Source organism: Methanobrevibacter millerae, from assembly GCF_001477655.1.
In the GTDB taxonomy this organism is placed as follows: Archaea; Methanobacteriota; Methanobacteria; order Methanobacteriales; family Methanobacteriaceae; genus Methanocatella; species Methanocatella millerae_A.
Window position 1 is genome coordinate 227,638 of sequence record NZ_CP011266.1, and the last position, 26,604, is coordinate 254,241.

Consider the following 26,604-nt stretch of genomic DNA (forward strand, 5'->3'; position numbering starts at 1 on the left):
ATTTTAAATAATTATTCATAAAAAATTAGGTGATAAAAATTATACATCCAAGACCGAGTCCAATTGCTGCTACTCTTTATACATTGAGAGATATGAATGTTGATGTTATTGTTATGCACGGACCTACAGGGTGTTGCTTTAGAACGGCAAGACTTTTGGAAAGTGATGGTGTGCGTGTTGTAACTACTGGAATGTCAGAAAATGATTTTATATTGGGTGCTGGTGAAAAGCTAGTCGAAACATTAACTGAAGCCTATAATGCATTCGAGCCGAAGTTAATGGGGATTGCAGGTACCTGTGCCAGCATGATAATCGGTGAGGATTTAAAAGAGGCAATTGCAACTGCCGATTTGCCATGCACTGTGATTCCGGTCGAATCTCATGGAGGTTCCGGTGAAGGCGACAATACTGTTGGAGCCATAATGGTTTTAGATGCTGCGGTTGAGTGTGGTGTGATTCCTCAGGAGGAAGCAGATAGGCAAATTGAAATGCTTGAAAAGGCAACTGAAGTTGAAAAAACTCGTGGAATGGCTCAGGGGAAATATATCAAACCTAACTTTGGAGACTCAAAAGAAATAGTAGCAAAAACTGTTGTCAATGCTTTAAAAGATGGAAAAAATGTTGCTTTTGTTTTAAATGTTAAAAAGGAAACATCTTATTTGTTTGCAGATATTGTTAATTTTGATTATAAACAAATCAATCCTGACAATAAACCTATTTTTGTTGCTAATTTAAATGAAAATATTGGTTTGCCTAGAATCAGGCAGCATGCTGTCAATATTAAAAATCAATTGGATATTGTGCCTGATTTCATCACAGGAGGACTTGATGAATACCCAGTAACTGCCAATGTGGCAGCAGATTATTTGAAGGATAAAGATTTGGATTTAATTGTTGTATTTGGTGTTCCTCATGCATTTCCAATTGAAGAATTTGATGTTGAATCCGTTGCAGTAACGGATGGTCCACGTTTAGTGGAGCCATTGAAAGAATTGGGTTATACTCATGTAGTTGCAGAGCTTGATGCACATTCAAAAACATTAGGAACTGATGAAATTGTATTTTCAGACTTTGGTGGAATGATTAGATCAGCTATTGGGTGGATGGAATAATATGATAACGATTATTGATTATAAAAGTGGTAATTTAAAAAGCATTTCAAATGGATTTAAAAAAATTGGTGAAGAATTTCAAATAACTGATGATATAGATTTAATTTCTAATGCAAAACATTTGGTATTGCCTGGTGTTGGTGCTTTTGGCTCAGCTATGGAGAATTTAGAACCATTCAGGAAAGTCATCGAAGAGCATGTCCGTGATGATAAGCCATTTTTAGGAGTATGTTTGGGCCAACAGGTACTTATGGGTGAAAGCGAAGAAAGTTCTAATGTGCATGGTCTGGATTTATTCAAAGGTCATTGCGAATACTTGCCTGAAGGAGTAAAAATTCCACATATGGGCTGGAATAGATTAGATGTAGTTAAAAAATCTCCTATTTTGGAGGGAGTAGATAAAGAATATTTTTATTTTGTCCATTCATATCATGTAATTCCCGACGATGATGATATTATTGCAGGCACATGCGATTATGGAATAGATGTGGTAGCATCATTAAGTCAAAACAACTTATTTTCAACACAATTCCACCCAGAAAAAAGTGGAAAAGCTGGACTAAAAATATTAAAAAACTTTGTTAATATTAAGGAGTAGTTAGTATGGATATTGAAGGTTTTGTCCGTGCAAGAATTGATGATTATTCATATGAAGATTTATCAGTTCTTTTGGCTGAAAGAATAAGAGAATATAAGGAAATTTCTGATGAAAATTCAATAAAGATGGCAGAAGCGGTCATTGATGAGGTTTCAACTACCTTAAAATTAAAAGAAAGTGATGATGAATTTTTAAAGGAAATCACTGAAATCACCAAATCCGGTGTTGGAATGGGTGAAATGGGTGTTGGTTCCCGTGGAGCAGGAGATTTCTTTGTTCACAGGAGAATTGCAGATATTGTTGCTTCAACAAACACTGCATCACTTGTCAATCCAACTGAACAGGATGATGGTGGAGTAGTGCGTTCAAAGGCAAAAAATGATGAGGTTTATATTACAACTGCTGTGGATGGAATTCATTCAAGATTAAGCGAATATCCATTTTTAGGCGGTTTTCATGTTACTCGAGCAACTTTAAGAGATGTTTGTGTAATGGGAGCAGATCCAGTAGCTATTTTAAGTGATGTTCACTTGGCCGATGACGGTGATGTTGGTAAAATCTTCGACTTTACTGCTGGTGTGGCTGCTGTATCTGAACTTGTTAATGTCCCAATTGTTGCTGGAAGTACATTGAGGGTTGGTGGAGACATGGTTTTAGGTGATAGGTTTGTTTCTGCTGTAGGAAGTGTCGGAGTTTCAGATTATCCTCCAACAGCACGTAAGGGTGCAACAAAAGGGGATGTGATTCTTTTAACTGAAGGTTCAGGCGGAGGAACAATCACCACAACAGCAATTTATAATGGATTTTTTGATGTTGTATGGGATACAATGAATGTTAATTTTGTTCAAGCTTCACAATCTCTGTTTGAAGCGGATTTGGTTAAGGATATTCATGCAATGACTGATGTTACTAATGGAGGACTTAGAGGGGATGCTCATGAAATTTCAAATACTACTGGTGTTGGTTTGGAATTCTATGAAAAGGATATAAGAAATATGGTAGCTCCAAATGTGTTGAACATGCTTGAAACATTAAATATTGATCCATTGGGAGTATCTACAGATTCATTGATGCTTGTTGTTCCTGAAGATATTGCAGAAGATGTCATAAAAACCGTTTCATCAGCAGGTGTTGACATTGCAGAAATCGGTCAGGTCACTGATAGCGGCGAACCGATATTGATTAAGGAAGACTTTTCAACTGAAAAACTTGTTCCTCTATTTAGAGAAGCTGCATACACAAAAATTAAAAAGCTAGTCGGTGATACAACACCTGAAGACTTTGAAATAATGCAGGAAAAAGTTCAAAAAGCTTGCGAAGATGCAATTGCTAAAAAGGACAAGGTTATAAACTATATAAATAAAAATTAATTTTTTCGCACTTCCATATTTTTTAAGTAATATGGGAGTTAACTATTTTTTATGAATGATGAAAGAGGTAGTTTGTATATTGCAGATGCTATAATCGCATTAAGTATTCTGTTTGTTGCAATGTTAATGTTAAATACATTAATTTCAATTCCTAATCCAACTTATTCTGATAATGCTCATGACTCTAAAAATGCTCAGGATATAATGGAAATTTTGAGTGGAAAAGTTGATTTTAATGATAAGACCTTTTTATCAGAAATCACCGCTATTTTAAAGGACAATAAAAATTCAAAAAAATCCGTATTGGAAGTGTCTGAAATTTGTGGCAATAAATTTGATGAATTGAAAATTAAGAATTATCGTTTTATAGAAACTAATCATCTGAAATCTAAAGTTTTAGCAAGTTCGGGTGATTTTTCAAAAGCAGAAAATCTTTCAGTTGCTACAAGAAACTATGGTGATTATTCATATACTCTTTATGTATGGTAATCGTTTAATTGTATGTAATAGACCAGTATTATACGTGTTTGTGGTGAATATACTAGCCTTTACATACCAAATATGCATCACCCTAGCAGAGAATTGGGTTTGTGGTGGTGATTCTCCACCAGTAATAATGCATATTTAAAATTATAATTATTCATTATTTAATAAGTTTTCTATTATTTATCCAATATAAAGTTAAATTTTTTTATCTAAATGATGCAAGAATACCACGACATCTTCAAGGTCGTGGATGAATTGCAAGTTGGGTTATACCTTTGTGAATTGTTATTTATTGGGTTTCATTTGCCATGATAATTGATTTTAATATTTTTTTGTATGGGTATTTATAATTCAGTGTACTTTCAGTTTTTTTTGGGGCATTTATTTTTGTATTTTTTTTGATATGTATCACTTTTACAATGGAAAATTTGTAGTTTCATTTGTATTTCACGGGTGTTTATTTAATGTTTCTTGTTGTTTTTTAAACGTAGTTGATTTTTGTGGGCGATATTACTTTTCAAATGCTCTCTGGGTATCTTTATATATTAATGGAGCATAAATTGTACTATTATGTGAAGATGGGTTAATAGTGTGGTGTTTTATGTTATGGTGGATGTTAAAAAGGGAATGAAGGTTAAGATTTATCCTACTCAGGAGCAGAAGGATTGTTTTCATAGGAATTTTGGTTGCTGTCGCAAGGCTCATAATGTCGTTCTTGACAAATACAATAAAATGCACAGTAACGTTTCCAACCTAAGACCCACATTTACGTTCTTAAATAAACTACTAAATGAAGCCAAGAGGGAATTTCCTTATTTGGAGGATGTAGAATCAACAAGTCTCCAACAGGAAATAAGAGACTTGCCCACATCATTCGATAATTTCTTTAAAAATCCATCACACTTCAATAAACCCCATTTTCACAAAAAGAAAACAGTTAAACTATCATTCAGACAAACAATAAGACAAGACATTAGAATCATCCAAAAAAATAAAATGATTCTGAGAAAATATGGCAAAGTAAAATTCCACACAAGCCAAGAATACTTCCAAATACTAAACGACAAAAATACAAAATTTAACAATGTAACAATCTCCTTTGATGGAATAGACTACTTTGCAACATTCAACATTGATTTCACTGAAGAAGAATGGGAACTAACAGGTAAAAATGTAGGTTGTGATATTAATTCATATGTAAACGGCTGGCTGGTCACAAGCGATGAGGAAAAGGAATACTTTGACATTGACCATGAAAACCAAATGGTCAAATTAATCAACCGGATAATGGCCAAATGCACAAATGGAAGCAAAAAATGGAAAAAACAGAAAATCAGACTATTAAAATGGTATCATCAACGATCCAATAAACTTGACGACTATATAGAGAAACTTTCAACAGAAATGGTCAAAAAATATGATGCCATAGTATTTGAGAAAAATTACTCAAAAATTAAAATATTGATTGGTGGCGAGCAAAACTTGGTGTTTCCACTCACAAAATTCATAACTAAACTACAAGACAAATTTGCTAGGCACAAACCTCAAGCAGAAGGCGTAGTATTTGTAGATGCAAAATATACCAGTAAAAAATGTCATTTTTGCGGAAACATCAACCATGAATTAGATGTGAAAACTCGAAAATGGAAATGTCCAAACTGCGGTAAAATACTAGACCGTGACATTAACGCCGCCATTAATATTTTGAACCGGTGGGACTACGGGGATAGCCTAGAAAACGCCAAATAAACAAGTGGCACAAAAAAACAAATCTAGGAATCCTCGACTTCTACAAAGTCGAGGTAGTTCAATTTGTTAGAAAGTAAACATAATTCTAATTTGGATGTTTTGAGAAAGCATGGATTTGGATAGTTAATCATGAATTAAATCCTTTCCAGGATTGGCTGGTTTGCATCCTAAACGGTTTTGAAATTTATTTTGATAATTATTTGAAATAATTTTCTAATAGTGTAATAATGTCCGGCTTATTGGGTCGGGTATGTTTTTCACAAAAGGATTACTTATCAAAATTTAAATAAAATAATTATTTTAATAATAATTGCATCATTTTAAAAAAATATTATATACTATGAAAAACTTATATTATAATGATACTTATTTTGTCCTGCCCCGGTGGTGTAGTTTGGATAACACATGGGACTGCGGATCCCATTCCCCGGGTTCAAATCCCGGCCGGGGCATTTATTTTTCTGTGATACTATGTTAAATGCTAATACTTATGTTACGAGTCAAGAAGGTATTGGTGGATCTATTAGAAACCAATATGAAGATTTTTATGTTGAAGAAATTCCTGAGTTAATTCCAACAGGTGAAGGCCCAAACGTATGGGTTTGGATTGAAAAAATTGGAAGAACAACTCTTGATGTTGTTTTAGATATCGCTCGTGATTTACATATTGACAGAAAAAGAATGGGTTTTGCAGGAATGAAGGATAAAAAGGCCCTTACTCGTCAATGGATTTGTATTGCAAACATGGATTCAGAAGAACAGTTCAGACAAGTTGAAAACCTGGATATTTACAAAACTGATTTTTTAAAGATTACTCGTGGACGTAAAAAACTTAGAATGGGTCAGCTTAAAGGAAATAAATTCAGAATTCTCATTCGTGATTTGGATGACATTGAAAAAAGTGCAGATATTGCAAATGATGTTTTAAAGGAATTGGAAGTTACTGGTGTTCCTAATTATTTCGGTTGGCAGCGTTTCGGCAGGCCAAGGACCAACACTCATCTTGTAGGTGAGGCATTAATTCATAATGATTTGGCTGAAGCGGTTAGAATATATGTTGGAAATCCTTCAGAAGATGAAAGCCTGGAAAATCAGAAGGCAAGACAGGCTTATGATGACGGTGATTTGGAAAAATCTTTGGAATTGATGGGTAAAGGAATGCGTTATGAAAAAATGATCGTCCGTCAGTTGATTAAAGATTCCAAAAAAGGAGAATTGGATGATAAGGCATATATGAATGCTATTCATGCACTTCCAAAACCATTACAAAGAATGTTTGTCCATGCTTATCAATCTTACTTGTTTAATGATGTTGTAAGCCGTCGTGTTGAAATGGGAATCAATAAATACATTGAAGGAGACATCATTATTGATAATGATGAAAATATTGTTCGTGATAAGACTTCTGATGAATATCAGGAAATGATTGATAATTTTGAAGTTAATCCGACAGTTCCATTGTTTGGTACAAAAGTTCCTTTTGCCGGTGGTGAAGTTGGTGAAATGGAAAAATCAGTTCTTGAAAGTTATGGTCTTGAAAAAAGTGATTTTGAAGTTCCGAAAATGCCTAGATTAGGAAGCCATGGTCTTAGACGTGCTCTTCGTTTTCAAGTTTGGGATGCATCTGCCAAGGCAACTGACGAAGGTGTCCTGGCTGAATTTTCAATCAATAAAGGTTCATATGCAACAGCAGTTTTACGTGAAGTAATGAAAAAGGATGTTGTTTAATTTTATTTTTTACTTATTTTTTAAATACTACTTTTAACATATTATTTCATAATGATAGAATGTAGAAATATTGCAAAAGGAAAAGGAAAAGGAGAATTGATTGTCAGTTCTGAACCAATTAGTTTTCTTGGTGGGGTAAACCCTGAAAATGGTGAAGTCATAGACCCTAATCATGAATTAAAAGGTCAAATAATTAAGGATAAGGTTTTATTCATTCCTGGAGGAAAAGGTTCTACAGTGGGTTCTTATGTAATCTTTCAAATGATGAAAAATAATACTGCTCCAAAGGCAATAATCTGTCTTAATGCAGAACCTATTATTGCTACTGGTGCAATAATGTCTGATATTCCAATGGTTGATTCACCTGCTGATACTAAAGAATTGGTTAATGGTACTTTCGTTGAAGTAGACGGGGATAATGGAACCATTGAGATTTTATAGTGATTTAAATGCAAACCCTAATTGAAAATGTAAATATTATTAATCCTGATGATGAGTTTAAAGACAATCAGAATATTTTAATTGAGGGAAAATATATCAAGGAAATTTCTTCATCTAAAATTAATACTCGAGAAAATGTTAAAATCATTGATGGTGAAAGTAAGTATGTTTTACCGGGATTCATTGATTGTCACACACATATTTTAGCTAAAGGCTTTCACAAAGAAGAAAATATGGCAAATCCTTTAGCGATTCATTTTTATAATGCTGTTCCTCATGGAAAACAGACAATTAACGCTGGAGTTACTACAATTAGGGATTGTGGATCTGCTGATTTTGGAGTAAAGCTTGCTCAACAAAGGGGATTATTCACTGCACCCAAACTGGAAATCTGTGTTACTCCTCTGGTCATGACTGGAGGCCATTTTGACTTGATGCTTCCTTCAGGATTTGATATGGAAATAATATATCCGGGATTTCCTAAGGGAAGATGTGATGGTCCAGCAGAAGTTTTAAAGAAAACTCGTGAGGTTAAAAGGGCAGGTGCAGACTTTATAAAAGTGATGTGCAGTGGTGGTGTTTTAACCACAAACACTTCACCTGAATTTTCACAATTTAATTTGGAAGAGTTAAAAACTATTGTTGGGGAAGCAAAAAATACTAATTCCAAAGTTTCTGCTCATTGCCATAGTTTGGAAGGAATCAATAAATGTATTGATGCAGGATTTTCTTCAATCGAGCATGGAACTTTCATTGATGCTTCAACATCTAAAAAAATGGCTGAAAATAATGTTACATTAGTTCCAACATTGTTAGTTCATCAATACCTGTATGAAAATGGTTTTCCTAAATGGGATAATTATGCTGATGAGAAATTGGCTAAATTAAAGGAAATAATTAAAGTTCACAAGGAAAACATTAAATTTGCTTATGATGAAGGAGTTAATATCGTAATGGGAACTGATAGTGGAGTTATTCCTCATGGCCATAATCTAAAAGAGTTAATTAATTTGGTTGATTTGGGAATGAAACCAAAAGAGGCTATTGCTTCAGCCACTACAAAGGCTGCAGAATTTTTAGGAAGAGATGACATTGGATCTATTTATGAAGGCAAATGTGCAGATATGATTTTTGTTGAAAGAAATCCGATAATTGATATTGAATTATTAACTGATCCAAATAATATCACGGGAGTTATTCAAGATGGTAAAGAAGTTAAAAATAGATGTGGAGTTATGTAGTGGATGCAAGCTATGTAAGTCTGTATGTATAAGAGATAATATTGAAATTGATGAAACAGCTTATGAATTGGAAAGCAACTGTTTTGACTGTGGGCATTGTATGGCAGTTTGTCCTGAAGGTGCTATTACTCTGGTCAAATATGAAAATCAAATGGATATGGTCGAAGAATATAACGCACGCCAAATTCCTGTTAGTTATGATGATTTACTTCAATTTTTAAAGCAAAGAAGATCTATTCGCTGGTTTAAAAATAAAAAAGTGGATAAAGATACTTTTGATAAATTATTTAAGGGAGCTTATTATTCTCCTTCAGCTCAAAACCAGCAGGATGTCGAATTTGTTGTTTTGGATGAAAAACTGGACGAGTTTATGGACTTGGTATATGATATAATCAAAGTTCAGGAAGATGAATTTTTCAGAATTAAGGAATTCGGTGATTATTTAAAGGATAAATCATCTAAAGAATTTCATCCATTACTTTGGGAAGGTACTCAGCTTATTTTAACATTTTCAACAGATAAAACTAGTGCAGTAATCGCAAATACTCGTTTGGAATTGTTGGCATACTCTTTGGGATTAGGTGGCTTTTATTCACTGTTTATTTTAAAAGCTGATGAAATCGACCATGATAAACTAATGGAATTTTTCCCAGATATAAATAAGGATAAGCATATGTACTCCTCTTTTATAATCGGATATCCTAAAAAAAGATTTAGGCGTACTGTGCCTCATGATGAAATTAACATAACTTTCATGTAAATTTTGTCATACCTAAACTTTATTAATTATTTTTTTATATATTATAATCAATATTGTGGTTGTGATATTATGGCAAAGCTAAAAGACATGGATGTTCCAATTGAAGGTATGCATTGTGCTTCCTGTGTTTTAAGTGTTAATAAAACATTTGAATGTGAAGAAGGTGTGGAAGCAGTTGATGCAGATTTGGCTTCAAATAAACTCCATATTACAGTCAATCCTAAAAAGATGACATATGATGAAATGGATTCAATAGTTAAAAATTTAGGCTTTGAATTGCATTGTGATGAAGTTACATTGAGAATCGATGGAATGCATTGTGCCTCTTGTACAATGAATGTAGAAAATTTTTTAATTCGTTTGGATGGTATCTTTGACGTTAAAGCTGATTTGACTTCTGGAACCGCTCGCATAAGATATGACAAGTCAAAAGTCACAATTGATGATATGGAAGCCGTCATCAATAATTTGGGTTTTGAACTTTTAGGAATTGACGGTCAAACAGAAATCGATGAGGAAGAGTTATATCAGCAGGATTTAAAAAGTAAAAGAAACCGTATTATTGTCGGTTTGTTCTTTTCAGCTATTCTGATGATTTTAATGTATAGTATGTGGGATCCATTAATGGGATTAACTCACCAGATACATGAGTCTACAGGAATAGATATCTCTTCAATGGGGCTCCTTTCATTGCTCATAAGTATTTTCCCATTTTTATATGTTTCACTTCCAATTTTAAAAGCAGGAATCAACGGATTAATGCATAAGAACTTGAATATGGATGTAATGTATTCTATGGGTATTATTGTCGCTTATGGATCAAGTATTTTAGGAACTTTTGGTATTGTTTTAGACCATACTTTCATGTTTTATGAATCTGCAGTAATGCTTCCTTCATTTTTAATGATTGGAAGATATTTGGAAGCAAAAGCTAAAAAGAAAACATCTGATTCAATTCGTGAATTGATTGGACTTCAGCCAACAGTTGCCACATTGGTTGAGCTTGATGAAAATAATGAAATATTATCACAAAAAGAAGTGCAGATTGCTGAAATCAATTTGGAAGATAAGCTTTTAGTAAAACCTGGTGATAAGATACCTGTTGATGGTAAGGTCATCGGAGGAGAGTCTTATGTTGATGAATCCATGATTAATGGTGAACCTATTCCAAAAGTTAAAAAAGACGGGGAAGAAGTTTTTGCAGGTACCATTAACCAGGATGGAGTTTTAATTATCAGTGCTTTAAAAATCGGTTCAGAAACTGTTCTCTCTAATATTATCCGTTTAGTTGAAAAGGCACAATCTTCAAGACCACCAGTCCAGAAATTCGCAAATACTATTGTCTCTTACTTCATACCAGTTATTTTAACAATTGCAATTATTGTGTTCTGCATATGGTACTTTGTTTTAGGAGCAACATTGCTCTTTTCATTGACTTGTCTGATATCCATTTTGGTTGTCGCTTGTCCTTGTGCTTTAGGTTTGGCTACTCCAACTGCAGTTACTGTGGGCGTTGGAAGGGCAGCTGAGTTTGGTATTCTGATTAAAAATGGAGATACTTTGGAAAATGCAGGCCAAATCGATGTTGCTGCATTTGATAAGACTGGTACAATCACTGAAGGTAAACCTGAGGTGGATGATGTAATCGCTTATGGCATTTCTGAAGAGGAACTGATAACTCTTGCAGCATCCGTTGAACAAAATTCCAACCATCCTATTGCAAAAGCTATTGTAAGAAAAGCTGAAGGTTTGGAATTGTTGAATACAGTTGATTTTGAAAATGTGACTGGTAAGGGTATTAAAGCAGTCATTGACGGCAGGACGGTTTTGGCCGGAAACAAATCTTTGATGGAAAGCAATGATGTTGAAATATCTGATGATATATTGGACACTTTCAATAATCTGGAAAATCAAAGCAAAACAATAATTCTTTTAGCAGTCGATGAGCATGTCCGTGGAATTTTAAGTCTTTCTGATAAAGTCAAACAAAATTCTAAAAGAACCATTGAAGAATTGCATAAGATGGGTGTCGAAACATACATGTTAACAGGTGACAATGAAAGTACAGCACTATCAGTTGCAGAGGAAGTTGGAATTGATAATGTAAAAGCAGGAATACTTCCTGAAAACAAGTTGGATATCGTTAAGGATATTCAATCAAATGGTTCTAAAAAGGTATTGTTCACGGGTGATGGTATCAATGATGCTCCTGCATTAACACAGGCCGATATTGGTGTTGCAATGGGTAACGGAACAGACATTGCAATGGAAAGTGGTGATGTTGTAGTGATGGAGGGCGATTTGGAAAATGTTGTTGCTGCAGTGCAATTCTCCAAAAAGGTCATGAGAAGAATAAAGGAAAATATATTCTGGGCATTCGCATACAATTCAATATTAATTCCTGTCGCTGCCGGAGTATTATATCCTAACTTTGGAATCATGTTCAAACCTGAACTGGCTGGTTTGGCAATGGCTTTAAGTTCTGTGACAGTTATTTCTCTTTCACTATTGCTTAAACGTTACGTGCCACCTATAAAAAAAGCAAAAAATTAATTGATTTAATTATCAATTAATCTTTTTTTAATCTTCGTATTGGAAACATCTGCTTTCCTTTTTAGAGTAACAGTTGTTGCAACCTTTACATCGGGATGTTCCTTCACCATTTTCTTTCCATTCGGCTAAAAAATCAGCCTCTGCAACAAAAGGTTTGGAAAGTGACATAAACTCAACATTTGAAGAGTTTAATATGTTGTTCATTGTTTTCATGTCTCTTAAATTGCCTGCAAGAATAACGGGTATGTCAATTTCTTCAGCCAATTTATTTGCATAGTCTAAAAATACATGCTTTTCGGCAGCATCATATTTCATTGAAATGGTTCTTCCTGTAATTTGGATGCTGTCCGCACCATTTTCCGCCAATAATTTGGCCATTTTCATACTTTCTTCTTGTGTTAAACCCCCGTTTCTCACATCTTCAATGTTTATTCTGCAGCTGACATGAAATCCAATGCTTTTTTTAATTAATTGGATTATTTCAAGAACAATTCTTAATCTGTTTAAAGTATTTCCACCGTATTTGTCTTCTCTTTGGTTGAAATATGGGTTGGTGAACCTTGATAAATAAAAATTGTTTCCCATATTTATTTGAATGCCGTCAAATCCAGCAAATGAAAACTTTTTGGCAACCATGATAACTTCCGCCTGAAGTTTTCTTATTCCTTCAATAGTAAGGTCATTAGGTTCCGCCTTTTGATTATCTCCATCATCAAAGTAAAAGAATGCTAATTGACCTAAAATAGGTACATCGTGGTTATGGCAGATATCGGTTATTTGTTTATAATCTTTAATAAATCCTCTGTAGTTGATATTTGTTGAATATTCATAGAAACGGTCTTTTGGATCAAATGCAAACATTTCAGATAAGATTAAACCAACACCGCTTTTTGCCATTTTTTCATATCTGTCAAAGACTTCTTCGGATAAAAATCCTCCATCTTCAGTTTGTCTTTCCCAGGCTCCTGTTCTAATAATTCTGCTGTTAAGATTAAATTCTCCAAATTTGCATTTATCAAAAATATCCTTCATATAACTCTCTCCTAATATAAGTTTGAAATTAAAAAAATAAAAAGTATTAAGTTAGTTTAAACTACCTTAATTATTCTAATTCAACTTTTAATTTTCCAAGTTTTGGTGCAAGGAAATTATAAGATAAAGCAATTAACATTGCTGCTATAAAAGCACAAACAAATCCAATTAACACATCAACTAATGCATTAAATATTGGAACACTGCTAATCACCAATATTGCTGCTATGATAATGTTTAAAATAAGACTAATTGCACCTATAGCTATTGCAAAGTTTAATGGAGTAATTGAATCAAGTTGTGTTAAATTATTTTTTTCACTGAGTTTTACAAGTATTTCCCGATTGCTACTTGCTAAAATGTTGTAGATGTAGACTCCAAGTAATGTAAATACTGATACTATGATTACAGATCCTAAAATTCCTACTGCAATTGTCATTGGATTGGAAATTAGCATCATTGTCTGATACATTACTGTTGCAATTCCTGTTTGTGCGGAATACATAAGCAGTGTCATGAATGAACTTAAAATTAATGGGAGTATTAAGGAAGTTGCCAAGTACATGACAAGTATCATTATTAAAGTTATAAATCCAACAAGCAATCCTGTTTCCTTAGCTGAAATGCTTTTAATTGAATCTTCTTCAATATCAAATTTAATGAATCCCAATCTTTTTGATAGTACATTATAAAGATATCCAGTTGAAAAGTTTACGAAAATGTTGCTTATCATGGTTCCAAAGACTATTGTTGGAAAGATATAAATCATTACTCCAAAACTGTTTGGAACAGAAACAGCAAATAATCCTACAATTATTATAGCTATTACTATGGATATTAATGTTGCAACGCCCGTTGATATTATTGTATAAGAAGACAAATCAATGGATTTTAATTCTTTTATTGCCATTTTATCACTTAAAACCAATTTTTAGAGTCTTCCAATAATTCATCAATGATTATTTCAATTGATCCTGTATATGTGTGCGGATCCATTATTTTTTCAACATCTGCTTCAGTCAGGTATTTTTGAACTTCTTCGTCTTCTAAAATGAGTTCTCCAAGTAATAATTTTTCTTTGTTAGCTTTAATGGCATTTTTTCTTACAATTCCGTATGCGGTTTGTTTACCCATTCCTGCTCTTGTAAGTTCGGCCATTAATCTTTCAGCCATGATTAATCCGTTAGTGAAGTTCAAGTTTCTTTCAATATTCTCGTCATAGAATACTAAATTGTTCATTAATTTGATTGTTAAGTTTAAGATGTAATCAGTTAAGATACAGCTTTCCGGAAACATTATTCTTTCACAGGATGAGTTGGTTAAGTCTCTTTCATGCCATAACGGGTTGTTGTCGAGAGCTGCATTGACAAATGATTTTACTATTCTTGCAACACCACATATTCTTTCAGCGGTAATCGGATTCATTTTATGTGGCATAGTACTGCTTCCGACCTGTTTTTCAGGATCAAAATATTCTCCAACTTCCATTATTTCAGTTCTTTGCAGGCTTCTGATTTCTAAAGCAATTTTATCTAAAGTTGAAGCGATGTTAGCTAATGTTGATATGAATTCAACATGATTGTCTCTTTGAACAACTTGGTTTGTAATTTTAGCAGCTGGCAAGTCCAAGATACGTGCAACAGTTTTATGGATTTTCCAACCGTCAGTTCCTAATGCTGCTGTTGTTCCTACTGCTCCATCCATCATTGCAACACATACATTAGCTCTTGCATGTTCCAATCTTTCATATTGTCTGTGAAGTTCATCGGCCCAGAGTGCGAATTTCATTCCGTATGTTGTTGGAAGTGCATGTTGACCATGAGTACGTCCGATACAGACTTTCATTTTATTTTCTTCAGCTAAATCAAGCATTATTTTAGTTAATTTTTCTACTTTTTCTTCTAAAACATCTATTGAGTCACGGATAAGCAATGAATTTGAGCTGTCTACGATATCATTTGAAGTTGCTCCAAAGTGAACATATTCTCCTGCTCCATTTTCACAAACTTCAGTAATTCCTTTGGATAATGCTGCAATGTCGTGATTAGTTTCAGCTTCAATTGCTTTAACTCTGTCTAATTTAACATATTTGGTGTTGGCTTTACTTGCAATTTCATCAGCAACTTCTTTTGGAATTATTCCTAATTCTCCTTCTGCCTGTGCAAGTGCGGATTCAATGTCCAACATTCTTTGTAACTTGTTTTCTTCTTCCCAGATTTTTTTCATTTCGGGAGTACCATACCTAAATTCAATTGGGTGTATAGCCATTTTTTATCATCTCATTTAATTTATAAATATTATATATATTTTTCATTGTATATTATTAAAGTTTGACATTGAATTTTTTTTAATCAACAATCTTTTTTAGTATTATCATCATTGTTATGGGTAATAACATTTATATATAAAATTAAAAATATATTTGAATAATAATAATTTTTTAATATATGTATGGGTGATTATTTGGAAACGAAAATAAGGGAATTTCGCCAAAAGAAAGGTTTAACTCAGCAAGAATTGGCTGATGCCGTGGGAGTCACTCGTCAAACTATAAATGCTTTAGAAAATGCTAGATACAACCCTTCTTTGTTATTGGCTTATAATATTACAAAAGTCTTGGACCAGGAAAGTATTGAGGATGTTTTTATCATTGATGGAGGTAATTAAATGATATTGGATATTTATAAAGATTCTTTCGAATTTTCTTCAAGAAAAGTCATGAATCTTATAATATTGGGAGTATTATCTTTATTTAATATTTTAATTATTCCATTGGTATTTTTCTATGGATATAACTATAGGGTTGTTAAGTTATCTACTCAAGGCATGATTAACGGTGATGATGTACCTCCAGATTTTGACGATTTTAAGAGGATGTTTATAGAGGGTTTAAAGTATATCGTTGTTGAATTTGTATATCTTATTATTCCTTTGATAATTTTGGTTGCTTCTGTGTTCTATAGAAGTGCTATTTTATTATTCATCGCATTGCTATTGATGGTAATTTTGCAGTTATTTGCTCTTTTAGCAATACCTCATATGGCGGCTAATGATGATTCATTGAAGTCTGCTTTCGCATTATCAGAAATAAATGGTATTATGGCATCTATAGGTTATGGAAGATATATCTTAACATATATTGGTATTGTATTGATTTATATTGTTATTTTAATGATTGTAACTATCGTACTTTCAATTATTTTTGGCTTATTGGGTATTGCAACCAGTTTCATTTCTTTGAATGGTGTCGGGGCTGTTAACTTAATTGGAACAATCATATTTAATTTTGTGCTCTTCTTTTTAGTCACACCCTATTTGACGATGTTTCGAAATCGTTGCATTGGATTGATATATAACTTGGGAAGTTAATTTTTTTAACTTCATCTTATTATTTTTTATATTAATATATTCATATCAGATATTATGTCTTCTTTAAGTGATGGTATTGGAAAAATATCTATTTTGGAAATATTGATTATATTGCTTGCATTAATTGGTGTAACAATTCTTTTTGATATTTTTGAATTTTCCATTGGTGAAGACTGGGTGTATGTTGTAATTATACTGTATTTTATCTATAGGTTGCGAATTTTCGGCAGCGGTTTTAAGAATGATTTGAGAAATATATTTTCTAAAATTTCTCCTAAGTCTCTTTTAATAATAGTTATTGTTAATGTTTTCTTTTCTTATGGAATGTTATACTTATCAAATTTTGCTTTAGCTTATATTCCGGGATTTAGAGATTTATTGTTCACTCCATTATTTTCAATCATGGCGTTTGGTTCTTTTGGATTTATTGGGGGTTTGATTTCAACAATTTTCATTTCTCCGATTTGTGAGGAATTGTTGTTTAGAGGAGTATTTTTAAATAGACTTAAGATTATTGTTCCAACATCATTTGCAATTATAATAACATCTATCCTTTTTGGTGCACTCCATAGTTATGGAAGCATTATTTCCGCATTTATATTTGGGATTTGCATGTGTATAATCTATTTAAAGACAAGAAATATATTAACATGCATTTTGGCACATTTTCTAAATAACCTATTGGCTGAATTTTTAGTTCATATTGATACGGGAAATTTAATCTTTACTAATGATATTTTTATAGTTGTATTTTCAGTTTTAGCTGTTTTATCGCTATATTTAATTATTGTTTCAATACGTCAGGAATGGAAGTATATTACTAAAGTTTAGGGGATTTTTATGAATATAAAAAGAATAGGAATAGTTTTAATTTTCATTGGTATTTTTTTATCAGTATATTTTGTTAATGATAGAACATATTTGGTTCCGGCACTAACAATTACAATTTTAGGGTTTTTCATTACGTTGGTAGGATTTTTAGATGATGTGAAAAAAAGAAAAGAAATTAACGATCAGTTGGATAATGATGTAGTTTCTATAATTCAGCCGTTGGTCACAAAATATTCTAATTTAAATAAGGAATATAAATCATCTTTGAGTGAAGAGGAATATGCTCAAAAGAGATTAGAAGTTAATAAAAATTTAGAAAAGGAACTTCGAGAAAAAATTCCTTATTTGGATTCACGTGAAATTAAAAAAATCGTAATTGAATTCAGTCGTGAACAGGATAAAATGAATTGATTTCATCGTTTTTTGGAAGTTTTTATAAATTGATTTTTGGATAGGTTAATAATTAACTTATTCTATTATAAATTATTCTTTTTTTCCTTTTGGAGCATTTGTCACATTTTTTAATTTATATAAGTTTAATTTCACTGTTTGTGTTAGATTATTGAAAATTATTTTTAGATAGCGTCTGTTGTTAATAGTTTGGATTTGTGTATTCATCATTTGTTGTTTTAATCTAAATTTTTATTTGTTTATTATTTTTTTATTTTTTCTAAGTCTGTTTTTAGTCTTTTTGATATTTCTTCGGGTGTCATTCCTGATTCGTAAAGTTTGTGTATTATTTCTTCTTTTTCTTCTTTTTTCCCTTCTTTTCTGCCTTTTTCTATTCCTTTTTGTTCTTTTCTTTTTCCATATTCGTAAATCGCACTCATTTTTTCACCTCTTGTATTGATGATGGTGTTTGTTGTTTGGATTTTTTTGTGATTGGGTAATTATTGTTTGGTTGTGGTGATGGAAATTTTGTTTGGTATCGTGTTTGTATTTATCATTTGTGTTAATCTAATTTTTTATTTGTTTATTATTTTTTTATTTTTTCTAAGTCTGTTTTTAGTCTTTTTGATATTTCTTCGGGTGTCATTCCTGATTCGTAAAGTTTGTGTATTATTTCTTCTTTTTCTTCTTTTTTCCCTTCTTTTATTCCTTCTTTTATTCCTTCTTTCATTCCTTCTTTTATTCCTTCTTTTCTGCCTTTTTCTATTCCTTTTTGTTCTTTTCTTTCACCATATTCGTAAATCGCACTCATTTTTTCACCTAAAACATCAATTAGTAAATTTCTTAATTCAGAATCTTTTACAAACTTATCGACTAATAACCATGTAATTCCAAAAGATAGTTTATTGCCTGGGGGATTGGTTTTATTTAATTCTATTAGTAAATCTACTACTCGTTTTATTTTTTCTGATATATTATTATTTTTCTTTTTGTCCATTAATGGTGCAAGAGATAAGTAAATATTATCTTTTGAAGTTATTTTCATGTTATTTTCTAATTTTTCTTCAACATATTTAATTATTTTCTCACCATCGTATTTTTCAAAACCCATAACATTATATCTGAATGTATTCAGTCTATTTACTCTATAACTGATTTGTTTGGAATTTTCTGCAGTACTAATTACTTCTATGTTTACTTCTTTGTCATTTTCCTTTTTTTGGTCTGTTATTGCTACATAAGTATGTGCTCTTCTTGAAAACTTATCGTTTACTTCTGTACTTTGAAATTCAATAATTAGATTTTCGTCATCTAATTCAATAATCAAATCTGGTTTGTATGTTGTTGGGTCTAATAATCTTAATTCTTTTGTCCAAATATTAGCACTTTCAGATTCTTTTTCAAGTATTTCTAGAAGTATTTGAATGTCTTCTTCGCTCACATTTTTGAATAACATATCTTCTTGAAATTCTGTCATTGTTATTCTCCAAGAATTTTATTACTTCTTATTTTATTTTAAGTATTTAAATTCTTTATTTTTTAAATTAATTCGTATTATTTTAAATAAAATGGTTTTTTGATGTCAATTTTTATATTTTGGGCTAATTTTTATTTGTCAGAACAATTTTTATCCCTTAGAACAATATTGTACAAAAAGATACTACAAGGTTTTAAATAGTACATTATTATAATAATTATATACAAAAAGAATTTTGGTGATAATAATGTTTTCCCCAAGTTTTGATGAAGTAAAAAAAATTGCTAAAAATGAAGAATATAAAAGAATTCCTATAGTTTATGAGTTATTTTCTGATGTCGCTACACCGATTGAGGTGTTGAGAATCTTAAAAAACATAAGCAAACATTGTTATATGTTGGAAAGTATTGAGGATTCTGAAAATTGGGGAAGATACAGTTTTTTGGGTTTTGATCCTTTATTGGAATTTACATGTCAAAATGGTGTTGTCCAAATCAAAGGGGATTCAAAATTCAAGGGATTAAATGATGATTTGGTTGAAATCAAAACGAATAATCCTAGTGATGTCATAAGGAACCTGATTAATCAGAATAAATCTCCTAAAATAAAAAATTTGCCTCCATTCACGGGGGGTTTTGTGGGATATTTTGCTTATGACTATATTAAATATGCAGAGCCGTCTCTAAAGTTGGATGCAGAAAATCAGGATCAGTTTAAAGATATTGACATCATGCTTTTTGATAAGGTCATTGCATTTGATAATTTTCGTCAAAAAATCATCATCATAGTTAATATGAAGACGGATGATTTAAAAAGCAATTACGAAAAGGCATGTGATGAGTTAAAAGAAATTGCTGAATTAATTAAAAATGGTAAAAAAGCAGAAATTGAACCTCTCAAGTTAAAATCTGATTTTAAAAATGTATTTTCTCGCGAAAAATTTTGTGAAATGATTATAAAAGCAAAACATTATATTAAGGAAGGAGATATCTTTCAGGTTGTATTATCCAATAGGATTGAAGCGGATATTGAGGGTAGCCTATTTGATACATATAGGGTTTTAAGAACTACAAACCCGTCCCCATACATGTTTTATTTTTCAAGTGATGATATTGAAATAGCTGGTGCATCCCCCGAAACTCTTGTAAAGGTCAATGATGATAAATTATATACTTTTCCTCTTGCAGGAACCAGACCTCGTGGCATGACGCCTCAAAAAGACTTGCAATTAGAAGAGGAACTTTTAAGTGATGAAAAGGAATTGGCTGAACATAATATGCTTGTTGATTTGGGGCGTAATGACATTGGAAGAATTGCAAAAATCGGTTCTGTATCTGTTGATAAGTATATGTCGGTAGAAAGGTTTTCTCATGTAATGCATATTGGTTCAACTGTAACTGGAACTTTAAAGGATGATTTGGATTGTCTGGTTGCTCTTGATTCAATTCTGCCCGCAGGAACATTATCTGGTGCTCCGAAAATCAGAGCTTGTGAAATTATCAATGAACTTGAAAATAACAAAAGAGGAATATATGGTGGAGCTATTGGATATGTTGATTTGAGTGGAAATTTGGACACATGTATTTCCATTAGAATAGCTTTTAAACGAAACAATAAGGTATTTATTCGTTCTGGCGCAGGTATTGTTGCTGATAGTGTCCCTGACAATGAATTTGATGAATGCATGAATAAGGCAGCGGCAGTAATAAATGCTTTAAAAATGGCTGATGGGGGATTAGAATGATTCTTTTGATAGATAATTATGACAGTTTTGCATACAATTTGTATCAATTAATAGGCGAGATAAATCCGGACATTGAAGTTTCAAGAAATGATAAGATTTCTTTAAAGGAGATTAAAAATCTCAATCCTGAAGCTATTGTTTTATCTCCGGGTCCGGGCAAACCTGAAAATGCAGGAATCTGCATTGATTTAGTTCGTGAATTTAAGGGAAAAATTCCAATTTTGGGAGTTTGTTTAGGTCATCAGTCAATTTGTGCTGCATTCGGAGGTGAAATTTCTTATGCCAGCAGGCTGATGCATGGAAAATCTTCTAAAATATCATTAAATGATGATTTGATTTTTAATGGTTTGGACAATGAAATTTATGTTGGCCGTTATCACTCTTTAAGTCTGGTCGAATCAAGTTTGCCCGATGAATTGGAAGTACTGTCAAAAGCCTGTGATGATGGTGAGATAATGGCTGTAAAGCATAAGAATTATAATATTTATGGACTTCAGTTCCATCCGGAATCCATTTTGACTCCGGACGGTTTAGCTATGATTAAAAATTTTTTGGAGGCGATTTAATGATTAGGGAAGCAATTTTAAAAGTATCACGAAAAGAAGACTTAACTTATGATGAAGCTTATACCACAATGGATGAAATTATGGGTGGTGAAGCAAGTGAAATTCAAATGAGCTCATATTTAACCGCAATGTCGATGAAAGGTGAAACAATTGATGAGATTACGGCATCTGCTGAAGCAATGAGGAATCATTGTGTAAGGCTATTGAATGATGTTGAAGCATTGGAAATTGTTGGCACTGGTGGTGACGGATCAAACACTTTCAATATTTCAACCACATCTTCAATTGTAATATCTGCTGCAGGTGTACCTGTATCAAAGCATGGAAACCGTTCTGCATCAAGCAAATGTGGTGCTGCAGATGTTTTGGAGGAATTGGGTGTTAACATTAACATTCCTCCTGAAAAAAGTGTGGAATGTTTAAAAAAGCATAATATCTGCTTTTTGTTTGCTCAAAATTATCATATTGCAATGAAATACGTCGCAGGTGTTAGAAAGGAGCTTGGAATAAGAACAATTTTTAATATTTTGGGGCCATTGACTAATCCTGCCGGTGCAACTATGCAGGTTTTAGGGGTTTATGATAAAGAATTAGTAGAACCTTTGGCAAAAGTATTAAATAACCTCGGTGTAAAATCAGCATTATCTGTTTATGGTGTCGACGGCATGGATGAAATATCAGCTAGTGATAAAACATGTGTCTGTGAAATTAAAGATGGTGAAACCAAATCATATGAAATCGATCCTATGGATTTTGGATTTGAAAAATGCAGGAAAGAGGATTTGGTTGGCGGTGACCCTAAGGAAAATGCTCAAATTACATTAGATATTCTTAAAGGTCAAAAAGGACCTAAAAGAAATGCTGTTGTTTTGAATTCTGCTGCAGGATTATATGTTGCAGGTGTTGTTGAATCAATAAAAGGTGGTGTGAAAATCGCCGAAGAAATTATTGATTCAGGTAAGGCATTAAAACAGCTTGAAAAATTTATTGAATTTACAAACAGTTGATTTTTATGTTGGATGAAATAGTCGAAAGAACAAAAGAACGTATTGAGCTTGAAAAATCTATTATTCCATTGGATGATTTGAAAAGAGAAGTTTCTTACTTGAAGATTGATGATGAGTTTCCTTTTAAAAAAACCCTTCAGTGTGATGATATATCTATCATTGCTGAAGTTAAAAGAGCTTCTCCTTCAAAAGGGCTAATCAGTGAGGATTTTGATTATCTGCAAATTGCTAGAGATTATGAGGATGCAGGCGCTTCAGCCATTTCTGTTTTAACTGAACCGTATTTTTTTAAGGGTGATGATGATTACTTAAAAGAAATTGCTCAAAATGTTAATATTCCAATTTTAAGAAAGGATTTTGTCATTGATGAGTATATGATTTATCAGGCCAAGTTTTTGGGAGCTTCTGCTGTTCTATTGATTGTGGCTATTTTGGATATAGTTGATTTGAAGAAATATTTGGATTTGGCTCATTCTTTAGGCCTGTCCGCTATTGTTGAAGTTCACGATTCAACAGAAATCATGAAAGCATTGAGTGTTGGTGCTGAAATTATCGGTGTCAATAACCGTGACTTGACAGATTTTAGTGTAGATATTGAAAACAGTATCAACTTACGTAGATGTGTTGGTGAAGATATTGTTTTTATTTCAGAAAGTGGTATCAAAACAAAAGAAGATGTTACCAGATTAAAAGAAAATAATGTTGATGCAGTTTTAATTGGTGAAACTTTAATGAAAAGTGATGATAAGAAGGCAATGATTTTGGAGTTGAAAAATGGCTAAAATCAAAATCTGTGGATTGAAAAGATTGGATGACATTGAAATCATAAATAAATACAAACCGGATTATGTGGGATTTGTTTTTGCAGATTCTAAAAGAAAGGTTTCGCATGATTTGGCTAGACAAATGAAAGAAAATTTGGATTCTTCAATTACTTCTGTCGGTGTATTCGTTGATGCGGATGCGGATGAAATAATCGGATTATATGATGGTGGAATAATAGACATTGCACAATTACATGGAAGTGAAAGTGAAGAATTTATAAAGTTATTAAAGCAAAAATCTAACTATCAACTGAAAATTATTAATGCAATTGAAATGTCTGGTGATAAAAATTTACTGGAGTATGATGAATCAATTGCGGATTATCTGTTGCTTGACAGTGGAAAAGGCAGTGGAAAAACCTTTGACTGGTGTTTAATAAGAAAAGATTTAAAAAAGGAATTCTTTTTAGCAGGGGGATTGAATGCAGATAACATTTCTCGAGCTATTGAAGAATTTGATCCATATGCTGTTGATTTAAGCAGCGGTGTAGAAACTAATGGTTATAAAGATGAATTAAAAATTAAGGAAGTCATGGAGGCAATAAATGACTAAAGGAAGATATGGGGAATATGGAGGTCAATATATATCAGAGACGTTAATGCATGAATTACTCCATTTGGAAGAACAATATAACTATTATATGAATAATCCTGATTTTATTGATGAATTGAATACATTATTAAAGGAATATGCTGGAAGACCATCTCTTTTGTATTATGCAAAAAGGATGACAGAAGATCTTGGCGGAGCAAAAATATATTTAAAAAGGGAGGATTTAAATCATACTGGAGCACACAAAATCAATAATGTTTTGGGTCAAGTTTTGCTTGCTAAGAAGATGGGCAAGACCAGAGTAATTGCAGAAACTGGTGCTGGCCAACATGGTGTGGCAACAGCAACTGCAGCAGCACTCTTGGATATGGAATGTGAAGTTTTCATGGGTGAAGTTGACACCAAAAGACAAGCTTTAAACGTTTATCGTATGGAACTGCTTGGTGCAAAGGTGCATTCTGTCAAATCTGGAACTAAAACCTTGAAGGATGCAGTTAACGATGCATTCCGGGATTGGATTGCTAATGTTGAAACAACAAATTATGTGATTGGTTCAACAATGGGGCCACATCCATTTCCTCAAATGGTTAGGGATTTTCAGGCAGTTATAAGTGAAGAGGCACGCAAGCAAATACTTGAAAAAGAAGGAAAACTGCCAACTGCAGTATTGGCCTGTGTTGGCGGAGGAAGTAATGCAATGGGTGCATTTTATAATTTCATTGATGATGAGAATGTTCAATTAATTGGATGTGAGGCTGGAGGAAAAGGTGTAGACACTCCATATAATGCGGCTGCATTGACTAACGGTAGAATAGGGATATTCCATGGGATGAAATCGTTATTTAACCAGGGTGAATATGGACAAATCGCTCCAGTATATTCGATATCTGCAGGTTTGGATTATCCTGGTGTTGGACCCGAACATGCATTTTTAAAAGATTCTGGAAGGGCTCAATATGTCCCGGTTAATGATGAAGAAGCAGTTGAGGCTTTTGAATACCTGTCTAGAATGGAAGGTATCATTCCAGCTATTGAAAGTTCACATGCGGTTGCTCATGCAATGAAAATTGCACCTGAAATGGGTAAAGATGATATTATAATTGTCTGTTTATCTGGGCGTGGAGATAAGGATGTTAAATCCATTGCTGATTACAGGGGAGTTGATTTAAATGAGTAGAATACCAAATGCATTTAAAAATGGAACAGCATTCATTGGATTTTTAACCGCAGGGGATCCTACAATTGAAAAAACTGTGGAATACATTTTAGCTATGGATGAGGCGGGTTGTGATTTGATTGAAATAGGTATTCCATTTTCTGATCCTATGGCTGAAGGTGTTGTAATTCAGGATGCTAACGTGCGTGCTCTAAAACACAATACAACAACTGATGACGTATTTGAAATTGTTAAAAAGGTTCGCCAGAAAACTGATGTTCCATTAGTATTTTTAACTTATATCAATCCTGTATTTTTCTATGGCTATGAAGAGTTCTTTAAGAAATGCAATGAATATGGTGTTGATGGAATAATTTCACCGGATTTACCCTATGAGGAGAAAGGTGAAATTGCAGATATTGCGGCTCAAAATGGTGTTGACGTAATTTCACTTATAGCACCAACTTCCAAAGAAAGAATTCAGATGATAGCTTCTGATGCAACAGGTTTTATTTATGTTGTATCCTCATTGGGAGTAACTGGAATGCGTTCTGAAATTAAGACAGATTTAAATGCCATAATTTCAGACATTAAGGATGTGTGTGATATACCTGTTGCTGTCGGGTTTGGTATCAACACTCCAGAACAAGCATCAAAAATTTCTAAAATCTCTGATGGTGTAATTGTTGGAAGTGCTATTGTTAAAATCATTGAGGAGCATGGTGAAAATGCTTCAGAAGCATTAAAGGAATATGTGTCTGATATGAAAAATGCATGTATCCAATAAGAAATATTTATAATACATAATCAACATAATATTTAATATTATTCAAAGATTTTTTTGATTAAAAATTAGAGGATTATTTATGTTTAAAGCTGAATTAAGTGATTCTAGTATTTTAAAAACCAGTTTTGATGCTATTTCATCTATTGTAGATGAGGTTCAAATCCAAACTGATAGTGAAGGTATGAGATTAGATGCCTTAGACCGTAGTCACATAACATTCGTTCATTTAGAACTCAAATCTAGTTTATTTGATGAATATATTTGTGATGTTCCTGAAAAAATCAATATTGATACTGATGAATTTATGAGAGTTCTTAAAAGGGCTAAATCTCAAGATAGAGTTTTAATGTCTGTAGATGAAGGTAATTTCATTATTACTTTTGAAGGAGATGCTACAAGAACATTTAAAATAAGATTAATTGATATCGAGTATGATAATCCTACTCCTCCTCAAATTAATCACCCAACATCATTCAAAGTTCGTTTCTCTATCTTAAAAGATTCAATCAACGATATTGAAATATTCTCAGATAAAATTGCTTTGGAAGTTGATGAAGATTACTTCATTGCATCTGCTGACGGTGAGTTCGGGGATGCCAGTATCAAGTATCTTCACGGCGAAAATATAAAAGAGCATGAAAAAGCATTATTCTCTTTAGATAAAATTAGGGAAATGCTTAAAGCAGACAAATTTTCAGAGGAAGCTGAAATTAGTTTAGGTACTGACATGCCGTTGAGTTTAACCTTGACTATGGTTACTGGTGATGGTAAACTTAGTTTCTTGCTTGCTCCAAGATTAGAAACAGATGAATAATTTCATTTGTTTTTTT

Annotated in this window: 27 protein-coding genes and 1 tRNA gene; 23 read left to right on the forward strand and 5 right to left on the reverse strand. The window is 32.6% G+C overall.

All coding sequences use genetic code 11. The features are described 5' to 3' along the window. Positions 1–41 precede the first annotated feature (41 nt). From cfbD to SM9_RS00805, 11 genes are all read left to right on the forward strand, one after another. Entirely contained in the window at positions 42–1,112 is a 1,071-nt protein-coding gene (gene cfbD / locus SM9_RS00755) for a Ni-sirohydrochlorin a,c-diamide reductive cyclase catalytic subunit (RefSeq protein WP_058740283.1), read from the forward strand. Position 1,113: 1 nt separating this feature from the next. Next, positions 1,114–1,710, forward strand: a complete 597-nt coding sequence (gene hisH / locus SM9_RS00760) for an imidazole glycerol phosphate synthase subunit HisH (RefSeq protein WP_058738323.1) — start codon at positions 1,114–1,116, stop codon at positions 1,708–1,710. A gap of 5 nt (positions 1,711–1,715) precedes the next feature. Beyond that, positions 1,716–3,080, forward strand: coding sequence for an AIR synthase-related protein (locus SM9_RS00765; protein WP_058738324.1), 1,365 nt, complete (start codon positions 1,716–1,718; stop codon positions 3,078–3,080). 51 nt (positions 3,081–3,131) lie between these two features. Further along, positions 3,132–3,569, forward strand: coding sequence for a hypothetical protein (locus tag SM9_RS00770; protein ID WP_058738325.1), 438 nt, complete (start codon positions 3,132–3,134; stop codon positions 3,567–3,569). Between the two features lie 603 nt (positions 3,570–4,172). Continuing rightward, positions 4,173–5,315: an RNA-guided endonuclease InsQ/TnpB family protein gene (locus tag SM9_RS00775; protein ID WP_058738326.1), complete on the forward strand. Its 1,143-nt coding sequence runs from the start codon at positions 4,173–4,175 to the stop codon at positions 5,313–5,315. A 378-nt stretch (positions 5,316–5,693) separates the two neighbouring features. Beyond that, positions 5,694–5,767, forward strand: a tRNA-Arg gene (locus SM9_RS00780). Positions 5,768–5,786: 19 nt separating this feature from the next. Then, positions 5,787–7,043, forward strand: a complete 1,257-nt coding sequence (gene truD, locus SM9_RS00785) for a tRNA pseudouridine(13) synthase TruD (RefSeq protein WP_058738327.1) — start codon at positions 5,787–5,789, stop codon at positions 7,041–7,043. A gap of 51 nt (positions 7,044–7,094) precedes the next feature. Further along, entirely contained in the window at positions 7,095–7,484 is a 390-nt protein-coding gene (locus tag SM9_RS00790; protein ID WP_058738328.1) for a DUF126 domain-containing protein, read from the forward strand. Between the two features lie 8 nt (positions 7,485–7,492). Next, positions 7,493–8,725 carry a metal-dependent hydrolase family protein gene (locus SM9_RS00795; protein ID WP_058738329.1) on the forward strand — a complete coding sequence of 411 codons (1,233 nt, stop codon included), beginning with the start codon at positions 7,493–7,495 and terminating at the stop codon, positions 8,723–8,725. Then, entirely contained in the window at positions 8,688–9,485 is a 798-nt protein-coding gene (locus tag SM9_RS00800) for a nitroreductase family protein (RefSeq protein ID WP_058738330.1), read from the forward strand. The genes SM9_RS00795 and SM9_RS00800 overlap by 38 nt, the downstream gene beginning before the upstream one ends. A 69-nt stretch (positions 9,486–9,554) precedes the next feature. Then, positions 9,555–12,038: a heavy metal translocating P-type ATPase gene (locus SM9_RS00805; RefSeq protein WP_058738331.1), complete on the forward strand. Its 2,484-nt coding sequence runs from the start codon at positions 9,555–9,557 to the stop codon at positions 12,036–12,038. A 27-nt stretch (positions 12,039–12,065) separates the two neighbouring features. On the opposite strand, the gene SM9_RS00810 is transcribed toward SM9_RS00805, so the two are convergent. The 3 genes from SM9_RS00810 to purB form a co-directional block, all read right to left on the reverse strand. Continuing rightward, entirely contained in the window at positions 12,066–13,070 is a 1,005-nt protein-coding gene (locus SM9_RS00810) for an oxidoreductase (protein WP_058738332.1), read from the reverse strand. A 70-nt stretch (positions 13,071–13,140) separates the two neighbouring features. Further along, positions 13,141–13,980 (reverse strand): hypothetical protein, encoded by an 840-nt coding sequence (locus SM9_RS00815; protein WP_058738333.1) that lies wholly within the window; start codon positions 13,978–13,980, stop codon positions 13,141–13,143. Positions 13,981–13,988: 8 nt separating this feature from the next. Beyond that, positions 13,989–15,338: an adenylosuccinate lyase gene (gene purB, locus SM9_RS00820; RefSeq protein ID WP_058738334.1), complete on the reverse strand. Its 1,350-nt coding sequence runs from the start codon at positions 15,336–15,338 to the stop codon at positions 13,989–13,991. Between the two features lie 195 nt (positions 15,339–15,533). Between purB and SM9_RS00825 the strand changes: the two genes are divergently transcribed. The 4 genes from SM9_RS00825 to SM9_RS00840 are packed head-to-tail and all read left to right on the forward strand — an operon-like array spanning position 15,534 to position 17,681. Beyond that, complete coding sequence (locus SM9_RS00825) at positions 15,534–15,737, forward strand: helix-turn-helix transcriptional regulator (protein ID WP_058738335.1); 204 nt, start codon at positions 15,534–15,536, stop codon at positions 15,735–15,737. Then, positions 15,738–16,439, forward strand: coding sequence for a DUF4013 domain-containing protein (locus SM9_RS00830; protein WP_058738336.1), 702 nt, complete (start codon positions 15,738–15,740; stop codon positions 16,437–16,439). It abuts the gene before it with no gap. Positions 16,440–16,493: 54 nt separating this feature from the next. Next, positions 16,494–17,270: a CPBP family intramembrane glutamic endopeptidase gene (locus SM9_RS00835; RefSeq protein ID WP_058738337.1), complete on the forward strand. Its 777-nt coding sequence runs from the start codon at positions 16,494–16,496 to the stop codon at positions 17,268–17,270. A gap of 9 nt (positions 17,271–17,279) precedes the next feature. Continuing rightward, positions 17,280–17,681, forward strand: coding sequence for an MraY family glycosyltransferase (locus SM9_RS00840; protein ID WP_058738338.1), 402 nt, complete (start codon positions 17,280–17,282; stop codon positions 17,679–17,681). A 242-nt stretch (positions 17,682–17,923) separates the two neighbouring features. On the opposite strand, the gene SM9_RS11810 is transcribed toward SM9_RS00840, so the two are convergent. Together SM9_RS11810 and SM9_RS11815 are read right to left on the reverse strand one after the other, a co-directional pair. Continuing rightward, positions 17,924–18,100 (reverse strand): hypothetical protein, encoded by a 177-nt coding sequence (locus SM9_RS11810; protein ID WP_157064616.1) that lies wholly within the window; start codon positions 18,098–18,100, stop codon positions 17,924–17,926. Between the two features lie 146 nt (positions 18,101–18,246). Further along, positions 18,247–19,137, reverse strand: a complete 891-nt coding sequence (locus SM9_RS11815) for a hypothetical protein (RefSeq protein WP_058738339.1) — start codon at positions 19,135–19,137, stop codon at positions 18,247–18,249. A gap of 247 nt (positions 19,138–19,384) precedes the next feature. Here SM9_RS11815 and trpE point away from each other — a divergent pair, with 247 nt between their 5' ends. The 8 genes from trpE (at position 19,385) to pcn (ending at position 26,588) form a co-directional block, all read left to right on the forward strand. Further along, positions 19,385–20,881, forward strand: a complete 1,497-nt coding sequence (gene trpE, locus SM9_RS00850; RefSeq protein ID WP_058738340.1) for an anthranilate synthase component I — start codon at positions 19,385–19,387, stop codon at positions 20,879–20,881. Next, positions 20,878–21,447 carry an anthranilate synthase component II gene (locus tag SM9_RS00855; RefSeq protein ID WP_058738341.1) on the forward strand — a complete coding sequence of 190 codons (570 nt, stop codon included), beginning with the start codon at positions 20,878–20,880 and terminating at the stop codon, positions 21,445–21,447. Before trpE ends, SM9_RS00855 begins: the two co-directional genes overlap by 4 nt. Beyond that, the gene (trpD, locus tag SM9_RS00860; protein ID WP_058738342.1) at positions 21,447–22,454 is read left to right on the forward strand and encodes an anthranilate phosphoribosyltransferase; all 1,008 of its coding nucleotides are present in this window, start codon (positions 21,447–21,449) and stop codon (positions 22,452–22,454) included. The genes SM9_RS00855 and trpD overlap by 1 nt, the downstream gene beginning before the upstream one ends. A 5-nt stretch (positions 22,455–22,459) precedes the next feature. Then, positions 22,460–23,236, forward strand: a complete 777-nt coding sequence (trpC, locus tag SM9_RS00865; RefSeq protein WP_058738343.1) for an indole-3-glycerol phosphate synthase TrpC — start codon at positions 22,460–22,462, stop codon at positions 23,234–23,236. Then, positions 23,229–23,831 carry a phosphoribosylanthranilate isomerase gene (locus SM9_RS12235; RefSeq protein ID WP_058738344.1) on the forward strand — a complete coding sequence of 201 codons (603 nt, stop codon included), beginning with the start codon at positions 23,229–23,231 and terminating at the stop codon, positions 23,829–23,831. Before trpC ends, SM9_RS12235 begins: the two co-directional genes overlap by 8 nt. Then, positions 23,824–25,008: a tryptophan synthase subunit beta gene (gene trpB / locus SM9_RS00875; RefSeq protein ID WP_058738345.1), complete on the forward strand. Its 1,185-nt coding sequence runs from the start codon at positions 23,824–23,826 to the stop codon at positions 25,006–25,008. The genes SM9_RS12235 and trpB overlap by 8 nt, the downstream gene beginning before the upstream one ends. Further along, a complete protein-coding gene (trpA, locus tag SM9_RS00880) occupies positions 25,001–25,774 on the forward strand; it encodes a tryptophan synthase subunit alpha (protein ID WP_058738346.1) in 774 nt (257 codons plus the stop codon). The genes trpB and trpA overlap by 8 nt, the downstream gene beginning before the upstream one ends. A 79-nt stretch (positions 25,775–25,853) precedes the next feature. Then, positions 25,854–26,588, forward strand: a complete 735-nt coding sequence (pcn, locus tag SM9_RS00885; RefSeq protein WP_058738347.1) for a proliferating cell nuclear antigen (pcna) — start codon at positions 25,854–25,856, stop codon at positions 26,586–26,588. Positions 26,589–26,604: the final 16 nt, after the last annotated feature.